Origin of the sequence: Pseudomonas sp. SB113 (assembly GCF_040754745.1) — a bacterium.
GTDB classification, from domain to species: Bacteria; Pseudomonadota; Gammaproteobacteria; order Pseudomonadales; family Pseudomonadaceae; genus Aquipseudomonas; species Aquipseudomonas grimontii.
Genome location: NZ_JBFMHW010000001.1, coordinates 518002 through 540380 on the forward strand (window position 1 = coordinate 518002; position 22379 = coordinate 540380).

General features: G+C 59.7%; 28 protein-coding genes. 13 read left to right on the forward strand and 15 right to left on the reverse strand.

Annotation, left to right across the window (positions count from 1 at the left end; translation table 11 throughout):
- Positions 1-403: 403 nt before the first annotated feature.
- On the forward strand, positions 404-1912 hold the full coding sequence (gene mqo / locus AB1462_RS02400; RefSeq protein WP_367246093.1) for a malate dehydrogenase (quinone): 1509 nt from the start codon (positions 404-406) through the stop codon (positions 1910-1912).
- Between the two features lie 69 nt (positions 1913-1981).
- On the opposite strand, the gene AB1462_RS02405 is transcribed toward mqo, so the two are convergent.
- The 4 genes from AB1462_RS02405 to AB1462_RS02420 form a co-directional block, all read right to left on the reverse strand.
- The gene (locus AB1462_RS02405) at positions 1982-2269 is read right to left on the reverse strand and encodes a PA4642 family protein (RefSeq protein WP_003188614.1); all 288 of its coding nucleotides are present in this window, start codon (positions 2267-2269) and stop codon (positions 1982-1984) included.
- A gap of 127 nt (positions 2270-2396) precedes the next feature.
- Positions 2397-2882: a hypothetical protein gene (locus tag AB1462_RS02410; protein ID WP_090409391.1), complete on the reverse strand. Its 486-nt coding sequence runs from the start codon at positions 2880-2882 to the stop codon at positions 2397-2399.
- A 35-nt stretch (positions 2883-2917) separates the two neighbouring features.
- Positions 2918-3385 (reverse strand): WbuC family cupin fold metalloprotein, encoded by a 468-nt coding sequence (locus tag AB1462_RS02415; RefSeq protein ID WP_090409393.1) that lies wholly within the window; start codon positions 3383-3385, stop codon positions 2918-2920.
- Between the two features lie 3 nt (positions 3386-3388).
- Positions 3389-3946: a hypoxanthine-guanine phosphoribosyltransferase gene (locus tag AB1462_RS02420; protein WP_090409397.1), complete on the reverse strand. Its 558-nt coding sequence runs from the start codon at positions 3944-3946 to the stop codon at positions 3389-3391.
- A gap of 163 nt (positions 3947-4109) precedes the next feature.
- Here AB1462_RS02420 and upp point away from each other — a divergent pair, with 163 nt between their 5' ends.
- Positions 4110-4748 carry a uracil phosphoribosyltransferase gene (upp, locus tag AB1462_RS02425; RefSeq protein WP_027604798.1) on the forward strand — a complete coding sequence of 213 codons (639 nt, stop codon included), beginning with the start codon at positions 4110-4112 and terminating at the stop codon, positions 4746-4748.
- A 2-nt stretch (positions 4749-4750) separates the two neighbouring features.
- A complete protein-coding gene (locus AB1462_RS02430; protein ID WP_090409400.1) occupies positions 4751-6025 on the forward strand; it encodes a uracil-xanthine permease family protein in 1275 nt (424 codons plus the stop codon).
- 62 nt (positions 6026-6087) lie between these two features.
- On the opposite strand, the gene hisC is transcribed toward AB1462_RS02430, so the two are convergent.
- The 10 genes from hisC to AB1462_RS02480 form a co-directional block, all read right to left on the reverse strand.
- Positions 6088-7140 carry a histidinol-phosphate transaminase gene (gene hisC, locus AB1462_RS02435; protein WP_367246094.1) on the reverse strand — a complete coding sequence of 351 codons (1053 nt, stop codon included), beginning with the start codon at positions 7138-7140 and terminating at the stop codon, positions 6088-6090.
- Between the two features lie 3 nt (positions 7141-7143).
- The gene (hisD, locus tag AB1462_RS02440; protein WP_053131525.1) at positions 7144-8463 is read right to left on the reverse strand and encodes a histidinol dehydrogenase; all 1320 of its coding nucleotides are present in this window, start codon (positions 8461-8463) and stop codon (positions 7144-7146) included.
- Between the two features lie 128 nt (positions 8464-8591).
- The gene (hisG, locus tag AB1462_RS02445) at positions 8592-9227 is read right to left on the reverse strand and encodes an ATP phosphoribosyltransferase (protein WP_003188599.1); all 636 of its coding nucleotides are present in this window, start codon (positions 9225-9227) and stop codon (positions 8592-8594) included.
- Positions 9228-9440: 213 nt separating this feature from the next.
- Complete coding sequence (murA, locus tag AB1462_RS02450; protein ID WP_024073479.1) at positions 9441-10706, reverse strand: UDP-N-acetylglucosamine 1-carboxyvinyltransferase; 1266 nt, start codon at positions 10704-10706, stop codon at positions 9441-9443.
- Between the two features lie 23 nt (positions 10707-10729).
- Positions 10730-10969: a BolA family protein gene (locus AB1462_RS02455; protein WP_027604803.1), complete on the reverse strand. Its 240-nt coding sequence runs from the start codon at positions 10967-10969 to the stop codon at positions 10730-10732.
- A 114-nt stretch (positions 10970-11083) separates the two neighbouring features.
- On the reverse strand, positions 11084-11389 hold the full coding sequence (locus AB1462_RS02460) for an STAS domain-containing protein (protein ID WP_090409404.1): 306 nt from the start codon (positions 11387-11389) through the stop codon (positions 11084-11086).
- Complete coding sequence (locus AB1462_RS02465; RefSeq protein ID WP_090409406.1) at positions 11386-12033, reverse strand: phospholipid-binding protein MlaC; 648 nt, start codon at positions 12031-12033, stop codon at positions 11386-11388. The genes AB1462_RS02460 and AB1462_RS02465 overlap by 4 nt, the downstream gene beginning before the upstream one ends.
- Positions 12034-12044: 11 nt before the next feature.
- Positions 12045-12512, reverse strand: coding sequence for an outer membrane lipid asymmetry maintenance protein MlaD (gene mlaD / locus AB1462_RS02470; protein ID WP_003171814.1), 468 nt, complete (start codon positions 12510-12512; stop codon positions 12045-12047).
- Entirely contained in the window at positions 12512-13309 is a 798-nt protein-coding gene (mlaE, locus tag AB1462_RS02475; protein WP_090409407.1) for a lipid asymmetry maintenance ABC transporter permease subunit MlaE, read from the reverse strand. Before mlaE ends, mlaD begins: the two co-directional genes overlap by 1 nt.
- The gene (locus AB1462_RS02480; protein WP_003171811.1) at positions 13309-14118 is read right to left on the reverse strand and encodes an ATP-binding cassette domain-containing protein; all 810 of its coding nucleotides are present in this window, start codon (positions 14116-14118) and stop codon (positions 13309-13311) included. The genes mlaE and AB1462_RS02480 overlap by 1 nt, the downstream gene beginning before the upstream one ends.
- 311 nt (positions 14119-14429) lie before the next feature.
- Between AB1462_RS02480 and AB1462_RS02485 the strand changes: the two genes are divergently transcribed.
- From AB1462_RS02485 to AB1462_RS02530, 10 genes are all read left to right on the forward strand, one after another.
- Positions 14430-15404: a KpsF/GutQ family sugar-phosphate isomerase gene (locus AB1462_RS02485; RefSeq protein WP_090409409.1), complete on the forward strand. Its 975-nt coding sequence runs from the start codon at positions 14430-14432 to the stop codon at positions 15402-15404.
- Positions 15405-15929, forward strand: coding sequence for an HAD family hydrolase (locus tag AB1462_RS02490; protein WP_090409411.1), 525 nt, complete (start codon positions 15405-15407; stop codon positions 15927-15929).
- 8 nt (positions 15930-15937) lie between these two features.
- The gene (gene lptC / locus AB1462_RS02495; RefSeq protein WP_090409415.1) at positions 15938-16510 is read left to right on the forward strand and encodes an LPS export ABC transporter periplasmic protein LptC; all 573 of its coding nucleotides are present in this window, start codon (positions 15938-15940) and stop codon (positions 16508-16510) included.
- The gene (gene lptA, locus AB1462_RS02500; RefSeq protein ID WP_027604809.1) at positions 16497-17030 is read left to right on the forward strand and encodes a lipopolysaccharide transport periplasmic protein LptA; all 534 of its coding nucleotides are present in this window, start codon (positions 16497-16499) and stop codon (positions 17028-17030) included. Before lptC ends, lptA begins: the two co-directional genes overlap by 14 nt.
- The gene (lptB, locus tag AB1462_RS02505) at positions 17030-17755 is read left to right on the forward strand and encodes an LPS export ABC transporter ATP-binding protein (protein ID WP_016974288.1); all 726 of its coding nucleotides are present in this window, start codon (positions 17030-17032) and stop codon (positions 17753-17755) included. The genes lptA and lptB overlap by 1 nt, the downstream gene beginning before the upstream one ends.
- 197 nt (positions 17756-17952) lie before the next feature.
- The gene (locus AB1462_RS02510; protein WP_017526133.1) at positions 17953-19446 is read left to right on the forward strand and encodes an RNA polymerase factor sigma-54; all 1494 of its coding nucleotides are present in this window, start codon (positions 17953-17955) and stop codon (positions 19444-19446) included.
- A 75-nt stretch (positions 19447-19521) separates the two neighbouring features.
- Positions 19522-19827: a ribosome-associated translation inhibitor RaiA gene (gene raiA, locus AB1462_RS02515; protein WP_090409416.1), complete on the forward strand. Its 306-nt coding sequence runs from the start codon at positions 19522-19524 to the stop codon at positions 19825-19827.
- A gap of 10 nt (positions 19828-19837) precedes the next feature.
- Entirely contained in the window at positions 19838-20302 is a 465-nt protein-coding gene (gene ptsN, locus AB1462_RS02520) for a PTS IIA-like nitrogen regulatory protein PtsN (protein WP_027604813.1), read from the forward strand.
- Between the two features lie 2 nt (positions 20303-20304).
- Positions 20305-21162, forward strand: coding sequence for an RNase adapter RapZ (rapZ, locus tag AB1462_RS02525; protein WP_027604814.1), 858 nt, complete (start codon positions 20305-20307; stop codon positions 21160-21162).
- Between the two features lie 16 nt (positions 21163-21178).
- Positions 21179-21451, forward strand: coding sequence for an HPr family phosphocarrier protein (locus AB1462_RS02530; protein WP_047283939.1), 273 nt, complete (start codon positions 21179-21181; stop codon positions 21449-21451).
- A 20-nt stretch (positions 21452-21471) separates the two neighbouring features.
- Here the strand turns inward: AB1462_RS02530 and AB1462_RS02535 are convergent, their stop codons facing one another.
- Complete coding sequence (locus AB1462_RS02535) at positions 21472-22365, reverse strand: ZIP family metal transporter (protein WP_259192353.1); 894 nt, start codon at positions 22363-22365, stop codon at positions 21472-21474.
- Positions 22366-22379 lie beyond the last annotated feature (14 nt).

Here is a 22379-nt window from a genome sequence, read left to right on the forward strand (position 1 = left end):
GTTCACGTCTTCAAAAGAGCGTGAAAAAAACGGGTTTTCACAACTTCACAAGAGTGTGGCGAGCAAATGAATAGTTTGGCGTTTGTACAAGCACCATCAGCGTCTGGAACAGCCCAACCACACAGGACCGAGTACTCCGCAAACACCGGAGCTTGAGCCTGTCCGCTACGGATTGATTGCACGAATCGCACGCTTTGACCATAAGTCGAATTGCCACAGGCGCCCATGAATGCGTTCATAGGCAGATTAGGCCCGGCAGGAAGCGTGTGCTGAACTTGCAAAGAATTGCGAAACGGACATGGCGATCCTGGCCATGGGTAACCTGGGGCAACACGTGAACCGCCCCGTCACTCCTGGCAGCCATGCCGTCAATTTGGTGCTGCAGATTTTGGAGACGCGTTAAATGGCGCATAACGAAGCAGTCGACGTAGTACTGGTAGGGGCCGGCATCATGAGTGCCACCCTGGCCGTACTGCTCAAAGAGCTCGACCCCGGCCTCAAGCTGGAAGTCGTTGAGCTGATGGATTCGGGTGCCGCGGAAAGTTCCAACCCGTGGAACAACGCCGGTACCGGCCACGCCGGGCTGTGTGAGCTGAACTACACGCCCCAGGCCGCCGATGGCTCCATCGACATCAAGAAAGCCGTGCACATCAACACCCAGTTCGAGGTGTCGAAGCAGTTCTGGGCCTACCTGACCAAGAAGGGCACCTTTGGCTCGTCCAAGTCCTTTATCAGCCCGGTGCCGCACCTGAGCTTCGTGCAGGGCGAAAAAGGCGTGGACTTCCTCAAGAAGCGCTTTGAAACCCTCGGCCAGCACCATGCGTTTTCGGACATGCACTACACCGAAGACCGCAACGAGATGGCCGAGTGGATGCCATTGATGATGCCGGGCCGCCCGCTCGACGAAAAAATCGCCGCCACCCGCGTGATGAATGGCACCGACGTCAACTTCGGCGCCCTGACCAACCAGTTGCTCAGCCACCTGACCAGCTCACCGGACGCCCAGGTCAAGTACAGCAAGCGCGTCACCGGCCTCAAGCGTAACGGCGCCGGCTGGACCGTGAGCATCAAGGACGTCAACAGCGGCAACAGTCGCGAAGTGGACGCCAAGTTCGTATTCCTCGGCGCCGGTGGCGCGGCCCTGCCGCTGCTGCAAGCCTCGGGTATCGAAGAAAGCAAAGGTTTTGGCGGCTTCCCGGTCAGCGGCCAGTGGCTGCGTTGCGACAACCCGGAAGTGGTCAAGCACCACCAGGCCAAGGTCTATAGCCAGGCCGCCGTGGGCTCGCCGCCGATGTCCGTGCCGCACCTGGACACCCGCGTAGTCGACGGCAAGAAATCCCTGCTGTTCGGGCCATACGCCGGCTTTACCACCAAGTTCCTCAAGCACGGCTCGTTCCTCGACCTGCCGCTGTCGGTTCGCGCCGGCAATATCGGCCCGATGCTGGCCGTGGCCCGCGACAACATGGACCTGACCAAGTACCTGGTCAGCGAAGTGATGCAGTCCATGGAACAGCGCCTGGAATCCCTGCGCCGTTTCTACCCCGAGGCGAAAGCCGAAGACTGGCGCCTGGAAGTGGCCGGCCAACGGGTGCAGATCATCAAGAAAGACCCGAAAAAAGGCGGCGTGCTGCAATTTGGCACCGAGTTGGTCGCGGCCAAGGACGGTTCGCTGGCCGCGCTGCTGGGGGCCTCCCCAGGCGCCTCGGTGACCGTGTCGATCATGCTGGAACTGATCGAGCGCTGCTTCCCGGAGAAAACTGCCGGTGAGTGGGCGACCAAGCTGCACGAGATCTTCCCGGCTCGGGAGAAGGTCCTGGAGACTGATGCTGAGCTGTATCGCAAGATCAACGCGCAGAACAACATCAGCCTGGAGCTGGTTGAGCAGAGCAACCAGGCCGAGAGCTACGCCTAAGGCATTGCCGCAATAAAAAACGCCCCGCTCTCACGATGAGAACGGGGCGTTTTTTATGGCCAGGAAGAATCAGCCGCGGGCGTTGTCGATCAGCTCGATGTACTCGGCGGCGTTACGCTGGTCCTTGATCAGGTCGACGAAGGTCTGACCGTGCTCATCCTTGCCATCCAGGTCCAGGCCGGCCTCCTTGAAAAAGCCCAGGAAGCGCTCGAAGTCGTCGATACGCAGGCCGCGGTAGGCCTTGATCAGTTTGTGCAGGGACGGGGAAGTCGCGTCAACCGGCTCGAAGTCCAGGAACAACTTGATCTGATCGTCGCCGATCTCGTCACCAATCACCTGTTTCTTATCTTTACGCATTACCGACTCCAGCCAGCAGACATTTACACGGGGTTTGAAGTCTACCTGCGAGGCGCGGGCTTCGAAAGCGCTGAAGAACCAATGAGGGAGCAAGCCCCCTTCCACAGTTGGATCTTCAGTGTTGTTGCTATTTGGTACGAACAGCACCGGTATGCAAATCCGCCCAGATATGCCCGTTGGCGTAACTGAGGAACTGCACATACACCGTGTCATTGCGCAGCAGGTCGACAATCACTCGGTACTGGGTCAGCGGGTACGACAGGGTCAAGGTTTTACTCTTGTCATCGTATGCCGGCTTTTTCAGGCTTTTGCTTTCGGCATCGAAGTTGAGCACCACCTGATTGATGCTCGCGCCTTTGTTCAGGGACTTGCCCTTGAGGCGGATCATCAGCGGGGAGGTCACCGGAATCGGCTGTTGCGTGGATTGACGCTGGTTGCCCACCACCACCGCGTACTCGGTGACTTGCAACAGCTGTTGCTGGTCAGGGCTTTCGGCGCGCAGGGTGAGATCGTCCGGCGGCAGGAACTGCGCATGCATCGGCGCAGGCGCCGCAGCCAGCGGCAGACTGAAGGTCAACGCCAGGGCGGCGCAGGTGCGTATCAACAGGCTCATGGGCCGCTCCGCAAGAGGTGGCCCAGCACTGTAGCTCAATCGAACTGGGCAAGCATCCAACGTTGATACTCGGCCACGTTGGCGTCGCCTTCACGGGGCGCCCAATCGGCCAGTTCGCCTTCGCCCACCGGCCGATAAGGCCCGGCCTTGCACTCGAACATCACCGTATCGGGCGCCAGCACCACCAGGCCATGGAACACGCCGGGCGGCAGGTCGACGCCCGAACATTCACCGCCGGCCTGCATCACACGCTTGGCGAGCACCTCGCCGGTATCGCTGAACACCAGCAAGCCCAAGCGGCCCTGGAGAACCAGCAAGGTTTCCGCCTTGTCCGCGCTCAAGTGCCGATGTGGCGGCACATACGTGCTGGGCTGCAGGCCCACGGCCAACCGATGGCACGGCTCGTCCATCTGATGGAAGTTGTGATGATGCCGGCCACGGGGGCTGGCGGCCGCTTTCTCGGCCAGCTCGGCAAACAGTGTCTGATCAAGAAAGCGAGTCATACGTTACATACCTTTGACGGCGTAGATCCCATTGGCGTTGCGCCAGTAGCCTTTGTAATCCATGCCGTAACCGAAGATGTAGCGATCGATGCATGGCAGGCCGACGAAATCGGCTTTCAACTCTGGACGGGCCTTGCGGTCGTGGTCTTTGTCGATCAGCACGGCGGTGTGCACTTTACGTGCGCCAGCGTGTTTACAGAAGTCGATAATCGCACCCAGGGTGTGGCCTTCATCGAGGATGTCATCGATGATCAGCACGTCGCGGTCGATGAACGAGACTTCCGGCTTGGCTTTCCAGAACAGGTCGCCGCCAGTGGTTTCGTTGCGATAGCGAGTGGCGTGCAGGTAGGACGCTTCCAGCGGGAATTGCAGGTGAGTCAGCAATTTGCCGGCGAAGATCAGGCCACCGTTCATCACGCAGAAGACCACCGGGTTGGTGTCGGCCATGTCGCGGGTGATGTGTGCGCCAACCTTGGCGATCGCTGCTTCGACTTGCGCTTCGGTGTACAGGCAGTCAGCCTCGCGCATGATTTGACGGATATGCTCGAGATCAGCGGACATGGCGCTCTCCAAGGGGTGCTGTGGCAAGAAAAGCGGGCAAAGGTACGCATGTGAGGCGCAACGATCAAGCCTTAATGGACTAACGTACTAGATGTCTATAGGACAACACCCTCGGATAGATTAATCTAGGCCGGTTTTTTTGCCCGCCGCCGGAGCCTTTCCCATGCCCACTCGCGAGATCCGCCACCCGCTGATCCGACACAAACTCGGCCTTATGCGCCGTGCCGACATTAGCACGAAGAATTTCCGTGAGCTTGCTCAGGAAGTCGGAGCGCTGCTCACTTACGAAGCCACCAAAGATTTGCCTCTGGAAACCTACGACATCGAAGGTTGGGCGGGTACCGTCCAGGTCGAGAAAATCGCCGGTAAGAAGATCACCGTGGTGCCGATCCTGCGCGCCGGTATCGGCATGCTCGAAGGCGTGCTCAGCCTGATTCCGGGCGCCAAGGTCAGCGCCGTCGGCGTAGCCCGCAACGAAGAAACCCTGCAGGCCCACACCTACCTGGAAAAACTCGTACCGGAAATCAACGAACGCCTGGCCATGATCATTGACCCGATGCTCGCCACCGGCAGCTCCATGGTTGCCACCATCGACCTGCTGAAAAAAGCCGGTTGCCGGGACATCCGCGCCATGGTGCTGGTGGCCGCGCCCGAAGGCATCGCCGCCGTCGAGAAAGCCCACCCGGACGTGCAGATCTACACCGCCTCCATCGATGAGCGCCTGAACGAACACGGCTACATCATCCCAGGCCTGGGCGATGCCGGTGACAAGATCTTCGGCACCAAGCAGAAGGACGCGTGAACATGCAGGATGAATTCAACGACCCGCTTTGGCGCCAGATCCTGTCTGGCGCACAAATGCTCTTCGTAGCATTTGGCGCGCTGGTGTTGATGCCGCTGATCACAGGTCTGGATCCAAACGTCGCACTGTTCACCGCTGGCCTGGGCACGTTGTTGTTCCAGGTGGTGACGGGGCGGCAGGTGCCGGTATTCCTGGCGTCGAGCTTTGCCTTCATCACCCCGATCATTCTCGCCAAGGACCAGTTCGGCCTGGCGGCGACCATGGGCGGGGTGATGGCAGCCGGTTTTGTCTATACCTTCCTCGGCCTGGCCGTGAAGATCAAAGGCACCGGCTTCATCGACCGCCTGCTGCCACCCGTGGTGATCGGCCCGGTAATCATTTCCATCGGCCTGGCCATGGCACCGATTGCCGCGAACATGGCGATGGGTAAATCCGGCGATGGCGCCGAGTTGATTCATTACCAGACAGCGATGATGATCTCGATGCCTGCGCTGCTGACCACGTTGATCGTGGCGGTGTTCGGCAAGGGTATTTTCCGCCTGGTGCCGATCATCTCCGGCGTGTTGGTGGGATTTGCCATGGCGTTCTACTTTGGCGTGGTCGACACGGCAAAGATCGCCGCAGCACCGTGGTTCGCCCTGCCCCACTTCACCGCGCCGGAGTTCAACTGGCAGGCGATCCTGTTTATCGTCCCGGTGGCCCTGGCCCCAGCGATCGAACATATCGGCGGTGTGATTGCAGTGGGCAGCGTGACCGGTCGCGACTACCTGAAGAAACCTGGCCTGCACCGCACCTTGCTCGGTGACGGTATCGCCACCACGGCAGCCGGCCTGTTTGGCGGCCCGCCGAACACCACCTACGCCGAAGTGACGGGCGCGGTGATGCTGACCAAGAACTACAACCCGAAGATCATGACCTGGGCGGCGGTGTTTGCCATCAGCCTGGCGTTCATCGGCAAGTTCGGTGCACTGCTGCAAAGCATCCCGGTACCGGTGATGGGCGGGATCCTGTGCCTGCTGTTCGGCTCGATTGCCGCGGTGGGGATGAACACGTTGATCCGCCACAAGATCGACCTGGGTGAAGCGCGCAATCTGGTGATTGTGTCGGTGACCCTGGTGTTCGGCATTGGCGGCGTATTGGTGGGAACCGGGACGGGTCCGGATGACTTCGGTCTGAAGGGCATCGCCCTGTGTGCGGTGGTAGCGATTGGTTTGAACCTGCTGCTGCCGGGCAATGATGGCTGGAAGAACAAGAAGCCGGATGAGCCGCTGATCTAACTGCCAATACAAACCAATGTGGAAGGGGGCTTGCCCCCTCCCACATTTGATTTCAGCGCCCGTTAAAGCTCGCCGAGACCATCGATCAGCGCCTGGTTCTGCTCCGGCGTACCGATGCTGATCCGCAGGAACTGGGCAATCCGCTCCTGCTTGAAGTGCCGCACGATCACCCCCTGCTCACGCAGCTTGGCCGCCAGGCCGGCAGCGTCGTGCCGTGGGTGGCGGGCAAAGATGAAGTTGGCCGCTGACGGCAACACTTCAAAGCCCTTGCCTTCCAATTGCGCGACTAGCTTGTTACGGCTGTCGATCACCAACTGGCAAGTCTTCTCGAAATACTCACGGTCCTCGAACGCCGCCGCCGCGCCGACAATCGCCAGGCGATCCAGCGGGTAGGAGTTGAAGCTGTTCTTGACCCGCTCCAGCGCTTCGATGAGGTCCGGGTGGCCCACGGCCAGGCCTACACGCAAGCCGGCCAGTGAGCGTGACTTGGACAGGGTCTGGGTCACCAGCAGGTTCGGGTAGCGGTCCACCAGGCTGATGGCGGTTTCGCCGCCAAAGTCGATATAGGCTTCATCAACCACCACCACCGAATCCGGGCTGGCCTTGAGGATCTGCTCCACGGCATCCAGCGCCAGGACGCAGCCTGTCGGTGCGTTCGGGTTGGGGAAGATGATCCCGCCGTTGGGCCTGGCGTAGTCGGCCACGCGGATCTGGAACTGCTCGTCCAACGGCACCGGGTCGGACTGGATGCCGTAGAGACCACAGTACACCGGATAAAAGCTGTAGCTGATATCCGGGAACAGCAGCGGCAGTTCGTGCTGGAAAAGGCCGTGAAAGATGTGCGCCAGGACTTCATCGGAGCCGTTGCCGAGGAACACCTTGCTGGCGTCGATCGCGTAATACTTGGCCACGGCCTGCTTGAGCAAGTCGCTGTTGGGGTCCGGATACAGGCGCAGGTTGTCGTTCAACTCGGCCTGCATCGCCGCCAGCGCCTTGGGCGATGGGCCGTAGGGGTTTTCATTGGTGTTGAGCTTGACCAGCTTGGTCAGCTTCGGTTGCTCGCCGGGCACGTAAGGCACGAGGTCCTTGACGAAGGGGCTCCAGAATTTGCTCATGTGTTATTTCCCCTCTTCCAGGATTCGATACTCGGCACTACGGGCGTGGGCGCTCAGGGATTCACCACGGGCCAGCACCGAGGCAGTCTTGCCCAATTCGGAAGCGCCTTGTGGCGAGCAGAAGATGATCGACGAACGCTTCTGGAAGTCATACACCCCCAGCGGCGACGAGAAGCGCGCGGTGCCGGAAGTCGGCAGCACGTGGTTAGGACCGGCGCAGTAGTCACCCAGCGCTTCGCTGGTGTGGCGGCCCATGAAGATCGCACCCGCATGGCGAATCGACGGCAGCCAGGCCTGTGGATCGGCCACGGACAGCTCCAGGTGCTCCGGCGCGATACGGTTGGCCACTTCGATGGCCTGCTCCATGTCACGCACCAGGATCAGCGCGCCACGACCATTGATCGACTTCTCGATGATCTCGGCGCGGTCCATGGTCGGTAGCAGCTTATTGATGCTGGCGGCGACCTTGTCGAGGAACTCGGCGTCCGGGCTGACCAGGATCGCCTGGGCGTCTTCATCGTGCTCGGCCTGGGAGAACAGGTCCATGGCGATCCAGTCCGGGTCGGTCTGGCCGTCACACACCACGAGGATTTCCGACGGGCCGGCGATCATGTCGATCCCCACCTGGCCGAACACATGGCGCTTGGCGGTAGCAACGTAGATGTTGCCGGGGCCGACCACCTTGTCGACCTTCGGCACGCTTTCGGTGCCATAAGCCAGGGCGGCAACCGCCTGGGCACCGCCGATGGTGAACACGCGGTCGACACCGGCAATGCAGGCGGCAGCCAGTACCAGCTCATTGATTTCACCGCGCGGGGTCGGTACCACCATGACCACTTCGGTCACGCCGGCCACTTTGGCCGGGATGGCGTTCATCAATACTGAGGACGGGTAAGAAGCTTTGCCGCCCGGTACGTACAGACCCGCACGGTCCAGCGGTGTGACCTTCTGGCCCAGCACCGTGCCATCGGCTTCGGTGTAGCTCCAGGAATCCTGCTTCTGTTTTTCGTGGTAGCTGCGCACTCGGGTCGCGGCGACTTCGAGGGCTTCGCGCTGCGGCGCGGTGATGCGCGTCAGGGCCAGTTCCAGGCGTTCGCGAGGCAGGATCAGGTCGGACATGGACTTGACGTCCAGACCGTCGAACTGGCGGGTGAAGTCCACCAGCGCCGCGTCACCGCGCTCGCGCACGGCCTTGATAATGTCGAGCACCCGCTGGTTGACCGAGTCGTCGGACACGCTTTCCCAGCTCAGCAGATGATCCAGATGATGGGCGAAATCCGGGTCGGCAGCGTTGAGTCGGGCAATTGCAGTGGACGTGGTCATAGCGAGGGCCTCAATAGAATTGGCAAAAACTCAGGCGCCCTAAACTAGCAGTCGTTTCCGCTTGGGCACCTGAGAATTCTGGCTATGAGGCGGATAGACGGGCGCAGCTTTTCAGCTACGCGGGTGAGTCAACCGCGGTGTCGAGACTCCACTGCCTTGCGCAGGGTGTCGATCAACGCCTGGATACGGGCGTGCTGCATCTTCATCGACGCTTTGTTGACGATCAGCCGAGAGCTGATGTCGGCGATAAAGTCCTGTGGTTCGAGACCGTTGGCACGCAGGGTGTTGCCGGTGTCGACCACGTCGATAATCTTGTCGGCCAGGCCGATCAGCGGCGCCAGCTCCATCGAGCCGTAGAGCTTGATGATGTCAACCTGGCGGCCTTGCTCGGCGTAGTAGCGCTTGGCGACGTTGACGAACTTGGTGGCCACGCGCAGGCGGCCTTTGGGCTCAACATCACCGACACGGCCGGCCGTCATCAGCTTGCACAGCGCAATGCGCAGGTCCAGCGGCTCGTACAGGCCTTGGCCGCCGTATTCCATCAGCACGTCTTTACCGGCGACACCGAGGTCGGCCGCGCCATGTTCAACGTAAGTTGGCACGTCGGTAGCCCGTACGATCAGCAGGCGAACGTCGTCCTGGGTCGTGGGGATGATCAGCTTGCGGCTCTTGTCCGGATTCTCGGTCGGCACGATGCCCGCTTCAGCCAGAAGCGGCAAAGTGTCGTCAAGGATGCGGCCCTTGGACAGTGCGATGGTCAACATGGGAAACGTCAGTCCTTCATCAGGCTATTGCTGTCCGGTCGCAAACGGCGCCAGACACAGATCGAGACCATGACAGCCTCGATTTGAAACAAACCAGTGTATGTAGGAGCGAGCTTGCTCGCGAAAAACGTCAACGATAACGCGTTTATTCAGACTCAACGCGGTGCCCACGAGTTCTTCGCGAGCAAGCTCGCGCCTACAATGCAGTGGGGACTAGCCCGGTACGCGGCGGATTTTCGCGCCGAGCATCTGCAGTTTTTCCTCGATGCACTCGTAACCACGGTCGATGTGGTAGATGCGGTCGATCAGGGTATCGCCTTCGGCGATCAGCGCCGAGATCACCAGGCTGGCCGAAGCGCGCAGGTCGGTGGCCATGACTGGCGCGCCCTTGAGCTTCTCGGTGCCGGTAACGATGGCGGTGTTGCCTTCGACCTGGATCTTCGCGCCCATGCGGTGCAGTTCATAAACGTGCATGAAGCGGTTTTCGAAGATGGTCTCGATCACTGCACCGGTGCCTTCGGCAATCGCGTTCAAGGAGATGAACTGCGCTTGCATGTCGGTTGGGAACGCCGGGTATGGAGCGGTACGCACGTTAACGGCTTTTGGCCGCTTGCCATGCATGTTCAGCTCGATCCAGTCTTCACCGGTGGTGATTTCGGCACCGGCTTCGCGCAGTTTTTCCAGGACCGCTTCCAGGATGGTCGGATCGGTGTCCTTGACCTTGACGCGACCACCGGTGACGGCGGCAGCAACCAGGTAGGTACCAGTCTCGATGCGGTCCGGCATCACTTTGTAGGTGGCCGGGTGCAGGCGCTTGACACCGTCGATGGTGATGGTGTCGGTGCCGGCGCCGGTGATGTTGGCACCCATGGCGATCAGGAAGTTGGCCAGGTCGACCACTTCAGGCTCGCGCGCAGCGTTTTGCAGCACACTGCGGCCGTTGGCCAGGGCAGCGGCCATCATGATGTTCTCGGTACCGGTCACGCTGACGGTATCAAAGAAGAAGTTCGCGCCACGCAGGCCGCCTTCCGGCGCCTTGGCCTTGATGTAGCCGCCTTCGACGTCGATGGTCGCGCCCATGGCCTCAAGGCCACGGATGTGCAGGTCCACCGGACGCGAGCCAATGGCGCAACCGCCAGGCAATGCGACTTCGGCTTCACCGAAACGGGCGACCATCGGGCCCAATACCAGGATCGACGCACGCATGGTTTTCACCAGTTCGTACGGGGCGATCAGGGTCTTGATGGTGCGCGGATCGATTTCGACGGACAGTTTCTCGTCGATTACCGGCTCAATACCCATGCGACCAAACAGCTCGATCATGGTGGTGATGTCGTGCAGGTGCGGCAGGTTGGCTACGGTTACCGGGCCATCGCACAGCAGGGTCGCGGCCAGGATTGGCAAGGCAGAGTTTTTCGCACCGGAAATGCGAATCTCGCCATCAAGGCGGGCACCGCCGGTAATAATCAATTTATCCATAAGAATCTCGACGCCTTGGGGGCTCAGGTGCGCTCGGCCCAGGCCGCGCGGCTGAAAAATTTCATAGTGACCGCATGGATGCTGCCATCGGTGATCCACGGGTTCAAATGGGCATAGATCTGCTGCTGACGCTTGACCGGGCTGAGTGCCGCCAGTTCATCGCTAATCACGTTCAGCTGGAAGTTGCAGCCTTCGCCTTCAACTTCTACGTTCGTATCCGGCAGCTTTCCTTCAAGAAAGCTCTTAACTTCTAGGGCCTGCATGATCAACCTCTATCGGCGCCCAGTGCGCACGGGTCGCACATCATACAAAAAAGCCCCGCGCCTGCGAACCCCGCATAGCAGGACTCTGACGGGGGGCTTCATCGATAATGTGTATTAAGGATGTGCCAACAGCTCGGTCAAACCGGAAACCTCGGCAATTTCGCGCATGTCTTCGGGTAATGCACGGATGCTGACCGGTTTTTTGGCCGCTTCGGCATCGCGCATAAAGCACAGCAGCAGCGATAAGCCGACGCTGCTGGACTTGGTCACCGCCGAGCAATCGAGCACCAGCGCAGGGGCGGCGCTGGTCTTGATCAGCGCCTGGCCCTGCTTGCGCAGGTCAGGCCCGGTGCGGTAATCCAGCACGCCGCTGAGGAACAGCTCGCCAGCGTCACCGAGACGAACACCCGACTCGGTCATTGCGCAGGCTTCCCGGCAGCTTTGTCGGTCTCTTCCTTGGCCTTGGCGACTTCACCGGCCCAACCATTGATGGTTTTGTCCAGGTCGTTGCCATTGCGCTGCATGGCGTCGGCGAACTGGTCACGGAACAGCTTGCCGATGTTGATACCGTTGATAATCACGTTGCGCAGCTTCCACTCGCCATTGATCTTCTCCAGCGTGTACTGCACCGGGTAGACAGCGCCGTTGGAACCCTTGACGCTCATGTTGACGCTGGTGCGATCACCCGACTCATCCCCGGCGGGAGCGACGGTAATGCCCTGGTTGTTGTACTCAAGCAAAGCGTTGCCATAGAACTGGAAGAGGCCACGCTTGAAGTTTTCCTGGAACGTTTGCATTTGCGCAGGGGTGGCCTTGCGCGAATACTTGACCGTCATGATGCTGCGCGAAATACCTTCAGCATCGACGACCGGACCGACGATGGTATTCAGCGCTTCGTAGAATTTGCTCGGGTCTTGCTTGTACTGCTCTTTATTGGCAGTCAGGTCAGCCAACATCTTGTTGGTAGTGTCCTGCACCAGTTCGTGCGCAGAACCTGCTGCGTTGGCCATCAACGGCAGCGCTGCAAGCAGTACCAGGAGGCCACGTCGCAAGGTAGAGATCATGTACAGATTCCTCATTTGGCGTCTTTATTGACCGTATTGAGCAGGAATTTACCGATCAGGTCTTCAAGCACCAGCGACGACTGAGTGTCGTGGATGGTCGAACCATCCTTGAGCAGGGCTGTTTCCCCGCCCACGCTGACACCGATGTACTTCTCGCCCAGCAGACCCGCAGTGAGGATAGATGCAGTGGAGTCGGTCGGCAGATTATCGACCTTCTTGTCCAGTTGCATCGTCACTCGCCCGGTGAAGCTGTCGCGATCCAGATCGATTGCCGTGACCTTGCCGATGGTCACACCGGCCATGGTCACTTTAGCTCTGACAGTCAAACCGGCGATATTGTCGAAGTACGCGTAAAGTTTATAAGTATCGGCGGTGGGGCTGGCCGAAAGGCCGCTGACTCGCAGGGCCAGCAACAGTAAAGCCAGGATGCCAGCCAGCAAGAAAAGGCCGACACCGATTTCCACAGTGCGGTTTTGCATCAGAAATCTCCAAACATCAAGGCGGTCAAAATGAAGTCAAGGCCCAGTACTGCCAGTGAGGCGTACACAACGGTCTTGGTGGTGGCGCGACTGATCCCTTCTGAAGTGGGCTCACAGTCATAGCCTTGGAATACGGCGATCCAGGTCACTACAAAGGCGAAGACGATGCTCTTTATGATGCCGTTGAGCACGTCACCGTTGAAGGTCACGCTGTTTTGCATGTTGGCCCAGTAGGAACCCTCGTAGACGCCCAGCCAGTCCACCGCCACCCACGAACCGCCCCAGATACCGACCACGCTGAAGATCATCGCCAGCAAAGGCAGGGAAATAAAGCCGGCCCACAGGCGCGGGGCAACAATGTACTTGAGCGGGTCCACGCCGATCATTTCCAGGCTGGACAACTGCTCGGTGGACTTCATATTGCCGATTTCGGCAGTCAACGCGGAACCCGCGCGACCGGCGAACAGCAACGCGGTCACGACCGGCCCCAGCTCACGCAGCAGCGTCAGGGCAACCATCTGCCCCACCGCCTGCTCCGAACCGTAGCTGGACAGGATATTGAAGCCTTGCAACGCCAGCACCATCCCGATGAACACCCCGGAGACCACAATGATCACCAGGGACATCACGCCCACCGAATGCAGCTGCTTGATCAACAGGCCAAAGCCGCCACCAATGCCGCCGCGGCCAAGCAAGGCGTGAAACAGGAAAATCGTCGAGCGGCCCAGCACTTCGACGATGTCGATACCGGAGCGACCGAAAAGGCGAACCTTCTCGATAAGAGATGTCTTGCGCATCAGCGCTTCCCCAGAAGGTCTGAGCGGTAATCCGCTGCCGGAAAGTGGAAAGGCACAGGGCCATCGGGATCGCCGGTCATGAATTGGCGAATACGCGGGTTGTCGGCGTTCATCAGTTCTTCTGGCGTGCCCTGCCCCAGCACCTGGCCATCGCCGACTACATAGAGGTAATCGGCAATGCTCGCGGTTTCTGCAAGGTCGTGGGAAACCACAATGCTGGTGATACCCAACGCGTCGTTGAGCAAACGGATCAAGCGCACCAGCACGCCCATGGCAATCGGATCCTGGCCGACGAAGGGCTCGTCGTACATGAGGATCTGCGGGTCGAGGGCGATGGCACGCGCCAGGGCCACACGACGCTTCATACCGCCGGACAGTTCGTCGGGCATCAGGTCGATGGCGCCGCGAAGGCCTACGGCCTGCAATTTCAGCAACACAATGTCACGAATCATTTCGTCGGACAGCTGGGTATGTACCCGCAGCGGAAACGCCACGTTCTCGAACACATCGAGGTCGGTAAACAGCGCACCGCTCTGGAACAGCACGCCCATATGCTTGCGCGCGTCGAACAGATCACTGCGCGACAGCGTCGGCAGGTTCTGGCCGTTGACCCACACCTCACCGGCGCTGGGGCGCAATTGCATGCCCATCAGACGCAACAGCGTGGTCTTGCCGCAACCGGACGGACCCATGATGCCCGTGACCTTGCCGCGGGGAATGCGAATATCGACGTTATTGAAGATGCTGCGCGTCCCGCGCTTGAAGGTCAGTCCCTTCAGCTCGACCGCGTAGGCGTTATCGGCACTCATCTAAACTCCTTGGGATGCAGCCTCTCACTCAGACACCATGCATGCGACAAACGTTTGCAACGGTGACGCATATAGATAGCCACATGGGCTGGGCGAACCGAACTGGCGGCGAACTATATCACTGCTGGTACAAGGCGCCCAAGGCCGGAACAGCGCTAGTTCAGTTTAGGGGCAGGGAAAAAACGTTGCGGGCGATGTTACTGAGGATCGATCTCAGGCATCCGTTGAATAAAGCCTGACGAACTTGCGTGAGGGATTTGATCATTACCGCTATAATCGCCGACTTTTCGTCAGGCTATACGACTTCAGACATGAGCCAATCCAGCGACCTTATTCAATCCGCACAACGCACCATCCGCCTCGAAGTTGAAGCCGTGGAAGGCTTGCTGGCCCATATCGACGCAGATTTCGTACGCGCCTGCGAGATGATTCTGGCCAGTAAGGGCCGCGTTGTCGTGGTCGGCATGGGCAAGTCGGGCCACGTCGGCAACAAGATCGCCGCCACCCTGGCCAGCACGGGGACCACCGCATTTTTCGTGCATCCTGCCGAAGCCAGCCATGGTGACATGGGCATGATCACCAAGGATGACATCATCCTGGCACTGTCCAACTCCGGCACCACCAACGAAATCGTGACCCTGCTGCCACTGATCAAGCGCCTGGGCATCAAGATGATCAGCCTCACCGGCAACCCGGACTCTACGCTGGCCAAGGCCGCCGACGTGAACCTGAATGTTCACGTGGACCACGAGGCCTGCCCGCTGAACCTGGCGCCGACCTCCTCCACCACCGCCGCCCTGGTCATGGGCGACGCCTTGGCCGTGGCGCTGCTGGAAGCCCGCGGATTCACCGCTGAAGACTTCGCGTTTTCCCACCCTGGTGGCGCCCTGGGCCGCCGCCTGTTGCTGAAAGTGGAAAATGTCATGCACTCGGGCGACGAATTGCCTCACGTCCAGCGCGGTACCCTGCTGAAGGACGCGCTGATGGAAATGACCCGCAAGGGTTTGGGCATGACCGTCGTCCTGGAAGCCGATGGACGCCTGGCCGGGGTATTCACTGACGGTGACTTGCGCCGCACCCTGGACCGCACCATCGATATCCGCACCGCGACCATCGACGCCGTGATGACCCCACATGGCAAGACTGCACGCCCTGAAATGCTGGCAGCCGAAGCATTGAAGATCATGGAAGACCACAAGATCGGCGCGCTGGTGGTGGTCAATAGCGACGACCACCCGGTTGGCGCCTTGAACATGCACGACTTGCTGCGTGCAGGAGTGATGTAAATGACCAGCGACCTGTTGCAACGCGGCAAAAACATCAAACTGGCGATTTTCGACGTTGACGGCGTGCTGACCGACGGCCGCCTGTACTTCCTCGAAGACGGCAGCGAATTCAAGACGTTCAACACCCTAGACGGCCAGGGCATCAAGATGCTGATGGCTGCGGGCGTGCAAACGGCGATTATCAGCGGCAGAAAAACTCCCGTTGTGGAACGCCGCGCACAAAACCTCGGTATTCCTCACCTGTATCAGGGCCGCGAGGATAAACTGGTGGTTCTGGACGAGCTTCTTGGCCAACTCAACCTAAGCTATGAGCAGGTCGCCTACCTGGGCGATGATCTGCCCGACTTGCCGGTCATTCGCCGAGTGGGCCTGGGCATGGCCGTTGCCAATGCGGCGACGTTTGTTCGCGAGCACGCCCATGGCATCACCATTGCCCGTGGCGGCGAAGGTGCCGCCCGCGAGTTCTGTGAACTGATCCTGCGAGCCCAGGGCAGTCTTGAAGCGGCCCACGCCGCCTACCTATAGAGCGTTTTATGCTGAGTAAAAAGATTCGCAACTTCCTGCTATTCGGAGTCATCGCCGCGCTGTTCCTTGCGGTGGGCTACTGGAATATCAGCCCGGGGCGCTTCCTCGACCAGCCTGCGGCGCAGGTTGACGGAGGGGCTATCGACTATTACGCAACCAATGCCTACAGCGTGCAGTTCCTGCCCGACGGCAAGGTGCAGTACGAGATGACCTCGGACAAGGTCGAGCATTTGAAGGCTACCGAAGTCACCCTGCTGACCAACCCGGACCTGAACCTCTACCGCGGCACCGAGTTCCCATGGCATGTCACGAGCAAGCGTGGCGAGGTGAATCCGGACGGCACCGAGGTAGAACTGATTGACTCGGTACGCGTCGCGCGTACTGACGCCAAAAACCGTGACACCGTGATTACCAGCAGTCGCATGACCGTATTCCCACAGAAGCAATATGCGCAGACCGAGCAAGACGTTAGAATCGACGGCGCTGGCGGTGTATCGACTGGCAAGGGAATGAAAGCGTATTTGAAAGAAAGCAGGATACACCTGCTATCGAACGTAAGAGGACAGTATGAGGCTCGTTAAAACTCTCCCTATTTTGCTCGGTCTGGGCGCAGCACTGGGAAGCGTGAGCGCCTGGGCTCTGCCGAACGATAGCCAGCAACCGATCCACATCTCGGCTGACGATGCGCAGCTGGATGACAAGCAAGGCGTCGCCACCTACACCGGCGGCGTGATCATCACCCAGGGCTCGATGAAGATCACCGGCAACACGGTGACACTGACGCGCACCCAGGCGGGCGATATCGACGTGGTGACGTCGGTGGGCAACCTGGCTTACTTCGAACAGAAGCAGTCAGCTACCGATACCGGCCCGATGAAGGGCTACGGCAAGACCATCCAGTATCACGCCCAACAGAATCGCATCGTGCTGATCGACCAGGCCAAGGTGCTCAGCCCCGATGGCAACTCCACGGAAGGCGAAAAGATCACCTATGACACCGTGAAGCAGATCGCCAACGCCGGTCGCGCCAATGGCAGCAAAGTCACTGCGCCACGCCCACGTATCGACATGGTTATCCAGCCGAAGAAGAAGGCCGAGTAATGGCAACCCTGAAAGCCCAGCATCTGGCCAAGGCCTATAAAAGCCGTCAGGTCGTGCGCGACGTCAGCCTGTCGATCGACAGCGGCCAGATCGTCGGCTTGCTTGGCCCCAACGGCGCCGGCAAGACCACATGCTTCTACATGATCGTCGGCCTGGTCCAGGCGGACCAAGGTCGCGTCCTGATCGACGACCTGGATGTGAGCCACCAGCCAATGCACGGCCGCGCCCGTGCTGGTATCGGCTATCTTCCGCAAGAAGCGTCGATCTTCCGCAAGCTGTCGGTATCCGACAACATCATGGCCATCCTTGAAACCCGCAAGGAACTCGACCGTGACGGCCGCCGCAAAGAATTGGAAAGCCTGCTTCAGGAATTCCACATCAACCACATTCGCGACAACCTTGGCATGAGCCTGTCCGGTGGCGAGCGACGCCGCGTGGAAATCGCCCGCGCCCTGGCCACTGCCCCCAAGTTCATCCTGCTGGACGAACCGTTTGCCGGCGTCGACCCCATCTCGGTCGGCGACATCAAGCAGATCATCCATCACCTCAAGGCAAAGGGCATCGGTGTGCTGATCACCGACCATAACGTGCGTGAGACCCTCGACATCTGCGAAACCGCCTATATCGTCAACGATGGTCAGCTGATTGCCGAAGGCGACTCTGCCACCATCCTGGCCAACGAGCTGGTCAAGGAAGTGTACCTGGGTCACGAGTTCCGCCTGTAAAGCCGCCTGCAAAAACAAGGCGGTGGCAGGTCGCTTGCCTGATGCGCGGGAGTCAATGAAAACCTCCGGATTTTTATTGTTACCGCGCTCTAGGCAAAGCCCCCGATATCAGGCATATAATTTGCTTATGTTTGGCGCTCACGCGCCCTGTCGTGGATGGCGCATTGCGCCGGCGAATAAGGTGTTAAGCCCCTGCCATGAAACCATCGCTAGTCCTGAGAATGGGCCAGCAGCTGACGATGACACCGCAGCTGCAACAGGCCATCCGCCTGCTCCAATTGTCGACCCTGGACCTGCAACAGGAAATCCAGGAGGCCCTGGAGTCCAATCCGATGCTCGAACGCCAGGAAGAAGGCGACGACTTCGATAATGCAGACCCGCTGGCTGACAACATCGAGCAAAAACCCAATTCCGACGTACAGGAACCCTCCTACCAGGAAACCGCTCCCACGGTGGATAACCTTGAGGAAGGCGATTGGAACGAACGTATTCCCAACGAACTTCCGGTGGACACCGCCTGGGAAGACGTCTACCAGACCAGCGCCAGCAGCCTGCCCAGCAATGATGATGACGAGTGGGACTTCACCACCCGCACTTCCGCCGGCGAGAGCTTGCAGAGCCATCTGTTGTGGCAACTGAACCTCGCGCCGATGTCGGACACCGATCGCCTGATCGCCGTGACCCTGATCGACTGCATCAATAACCAGGGTTATCTGGACGAGACGCTCGAAGAGATTCTCGAGGCCTTCGACCCGGAGCTGGACATCGAGCTGGACGAAATCGAAGCCGTCCTGCACCGTATCCAACAGTTCGAGCCCGCCGGCATCGGTGCCCGCAGCCTGAGCGAATGCCTGCTGCTGCAACTGCGTCAGCTGCCTGCCAAGACTCCATGGCTCGCCGAGGCCCAGCGCCTGGTCACCGACTACATCGACCTGCTGGGCAGCCGCGACTACAGCCAGTTGATGCGGCGCATGAAGCTCAAGGAAGACGACCTGCGTCAGGTCATTGAGCTGGTGCAAAGCCTCAACCCGCGTCCAGGCTCACAGATCGAGTCCAGCGAAGCCGAATACGTCGTTCCCGACGTGATCGTGCGCAAGGACAACGAGCGCTGGCTGGTAGAACTGAACCAGGAATCAGTGCCGCGCCTGCGGGTCAACCCGCAGTACGCCGGTTTTGTTCGCCGCGCCGACACCAGTGCCGACAACACCTTCATGCGCAACCAGTTGCAGGAAGCGCGCTGGTTCATCAAGAGCTTGCAGAGCCGCAACGAAACCCTGATGAAAGTTGCCACCCAGATCGTCGAGCACCAGCGCGGCTTCCTGGAATATGGCGACGAGGCGATGAAGCCACTGGTTCTGCACGACATCGCAGAAGCCGTGGGCATGCACGAGTCGACGATTTCCCGGGTGACCACACAAAAATTCATGCATACCCCACGGGGTATTTATGAGTTGAAATACTTTTTCTCCAGTCATGTCAGCACCTCGGAAGGCGGTGAATGCTCGTCCACGGCGATCCGCGCGATCATCAAAAAACTGGTTGCTGCGGAAAATCAGAAAAAGCCGTTGAGTGACAGCAAGATCGCTGGTTTACTGGAAGCACAAGGCATTCAGGTCGCCCGTCGAACCGTCGCCAAGTACCGCGAATCCCTTGGGATCGCGCCTTCCAGCGAGCGTAAGCGTTTGATGTGACGGGCGGGCCACAGCGTTCCAGTGGCGGGTATTCCTACCCGCCGCTTTATGCACTGGCAACGAAGGAGAAGCTGTATGCAAGTCAACATCAGTGGACACCATATAGAAGTCACCCCTCCACTACGCGACTACGTCGAGCAGAAGCTGAGGAAGCTTGAGGGCCATTTCGACAAGATCACCAACGTGCAGGTCATCATGAAGGTCGACAAGCTTCAGCAGAAAATCGAAGCGACACTTCAGATACCCGGCGGCGAAGTGGTCGCCAATGCCGAACATGAAGACATGTATGCATCAATCGACTTGCTCACAGACAAGCTTGACCGCCAACTCAAAAAGCATAAGGAAAAGAATCTGAGCCTGCTTCAGGGCACAGGTCGTTAACTCTCCCCCCATGATCCGACTTGAAACCATCCTGACCCCCGGCCGTTCCCTCGTGAACGTGCCGGGCGGCAGCAAGAAGAAAGCCCTCGAACAAATTGCCAACCTGATCAGCAGCCAAGTGCCTGAACTGGAGATGCAAGATGTCTTCGAGGCTCTGATTGCCCGTGAAAAACTCGGCTCCACCGGTTTTGGCAACGGCATCGCCATTCCTCACTGCCGCCTCAAAGGCTGCGAGACACCTGTCAGCGCCCTGCTGCACCTGGACGCGCCTATCGATTTCGACGCCATCGACGGTGCCCCGGTCGACCTGCTGTTCGTTCTGCTGGTTCCACAGGCCGCCACCGATGCGCACCTGGAACTGCTTCGGCAGATCGCTAGCATGCTCGACCGCAAGGAAGTACGTGACAAACTGCGCAGCGCCAGCAGTAACGAAGCGCTGTATCAAGTTGTTCTGGATGAACAAAACGGGCAGTAATCATGCGCTTGATCATCGTCAGCGGCCGCTCCGGCTCAGGTAAAAGTACCGCCCTCAACGTTCTTGAGGACAACGGTTTCTATTGCATCGACAACTTGCCGGCCGGTCTCCTCCCGGAATTGGCGGAGCGCGCGCTGATCCATACCGAATTGGCGCAGCCTCTGGTTGCCGTCTCGATTGACGCCCGCAACTTGCCGAGCCACCTCACGCGTTTTCCGGAATTGCTAGAAGAGGTGCGCGCCAAGCACATTCATTGCGATGTGCTGTATCTGGACGCCGACGAAGAAACCCTGCTCAAGCGTTTCTCCGAGACACGTCGACGCCACCCTCTCAGCAGCCCACACCGTTCTCTGGCCGAAGCCATCGAGGACGAAACCAAGCTGCTGGGGCCGATCATTGACCTCGCCGACCTCAAGATCAACACCACCAGCCTCAACCTGTACCAGCTGCGCGATGCCATCAAGCTACGCCTGCTGAACCAGCCGGAGCCTGGCACGGCATTTCTGGTCGAGTCGTTTGGCTTCAAGCGCGGCATGCCGGTGGATGCCGACCTGGTGTTCGATGTGCGCTGCCTGCCTAATCCTTATTGGAAGCCGGAGCTGCGCGACCAATCGGGGCTGGATCAGCCTGTAGCCGATTACCTGGCCGCGCAACCGGATGTGGAGGAGATGTTCCAGGACATTTCCAGCTACCTGCTCAAATGGTTGCCGCGCTTTGCCGCGAGCAACCGAGCCTATGTCACCATTGCTATCGGCTGCACCGGCGGCCACCACCGCTCCGTGTACCTGACCGAGCGCCTGGGCCAGGTGCTGCAACAAACCCTCAAGAATGTCCAGGTTCGCCACCGCGACCTTAGCTGAAAGGAACACCCCCGCGATGCCCGCTCTGGAAATTGAAATCATCAACAAACTGGGCCTGCATGCCCGCGCCTCGGCCAAATTCGTCGGTGTTGCCGGGCAGTTCCCTTGCCAGATCCGCGCCGGGCGCACACCGGACAGCATGGTCGATGGCAAAAGCATCATGGCGATGATGATGCTGGCCGCCGGCAAAGGCACCAAGATCCACCTGAAGACCGAAGGCGAGCAAGAACAGGAAGCGATGGACGCCCTGGTGGCGCTGATCAATAACTTCTTCGATGAAGGCGAATAACCCCTCTGCAGGAGCAGGTTTCACCCCAAAGCAGTATCCATCACCATCATCAAGCAGAACCCCATGCACAACCCCAGGCTGGCAAGCTTTTCGTGACCATTGCGGCGCGACTCCGGGATCACTTCATGAGTGACGACCAACAACATCGCACCAGCGGCCAGCGCCAGGCCCAACGGCAACAGCACCTCGGCCAGGGTCACCAGCCAGGCGCAAAGCACCGCGAACACCGGCTCCACCAAGCCTGACGCAGCGCCGATCAGGAATGCCTTGACCCGCGACATCCCGGCCCCTGCCAATACCAGCGCAATCACCAGACCTTCGGGCACATCCTGCAAAGCAATGCCCATGGCCAAGCTGTCGGCATCCGGCATGCCACCACCGGCCGAGACGCCAACAGCCATGCCTTCGGGAATGTTGTGGGCGATGATGGCAAACACGAACAGCCAGATGCGCGGTGGAATCACTGGTTTATCCGGCGTGCCCACCAACATCTCCGGGCTGGCGCCGGAGACCTTGCGGTCCACCAGATACAACCCGAATGCCCCCAGCATGATGCCGAAGCTGATCAGCCCACCAGCGCCCCACGGCGAAAGACCAAGGGCTTCGGCAGCGGCAATACCCGGCACGACCAGCGAAAAGGCAGTCGCTGCCAGCATTACACCGGCACCAAAGCCCAACAAGGTATCGCTCAACGCCACCGGCATCCGCCGAATCACCAATACCGGAACCGCACCCAGTGCCGTGCCGAGCGCGCAAATCGCTCCGCCCTGCAAGGCGCGCATGATGCGCGGCTCCAGGTCCAGCCAGGCCAGCCCGTGGGCCACCAGCAATGCAGTACCTGCCAATAGCAGCAGCGAGCCAAACGCATAACGAAACATTCGCACGCTGCTGATCGCCAGTGTTTCAGTGCCCATAGTCGGCCTTAGAT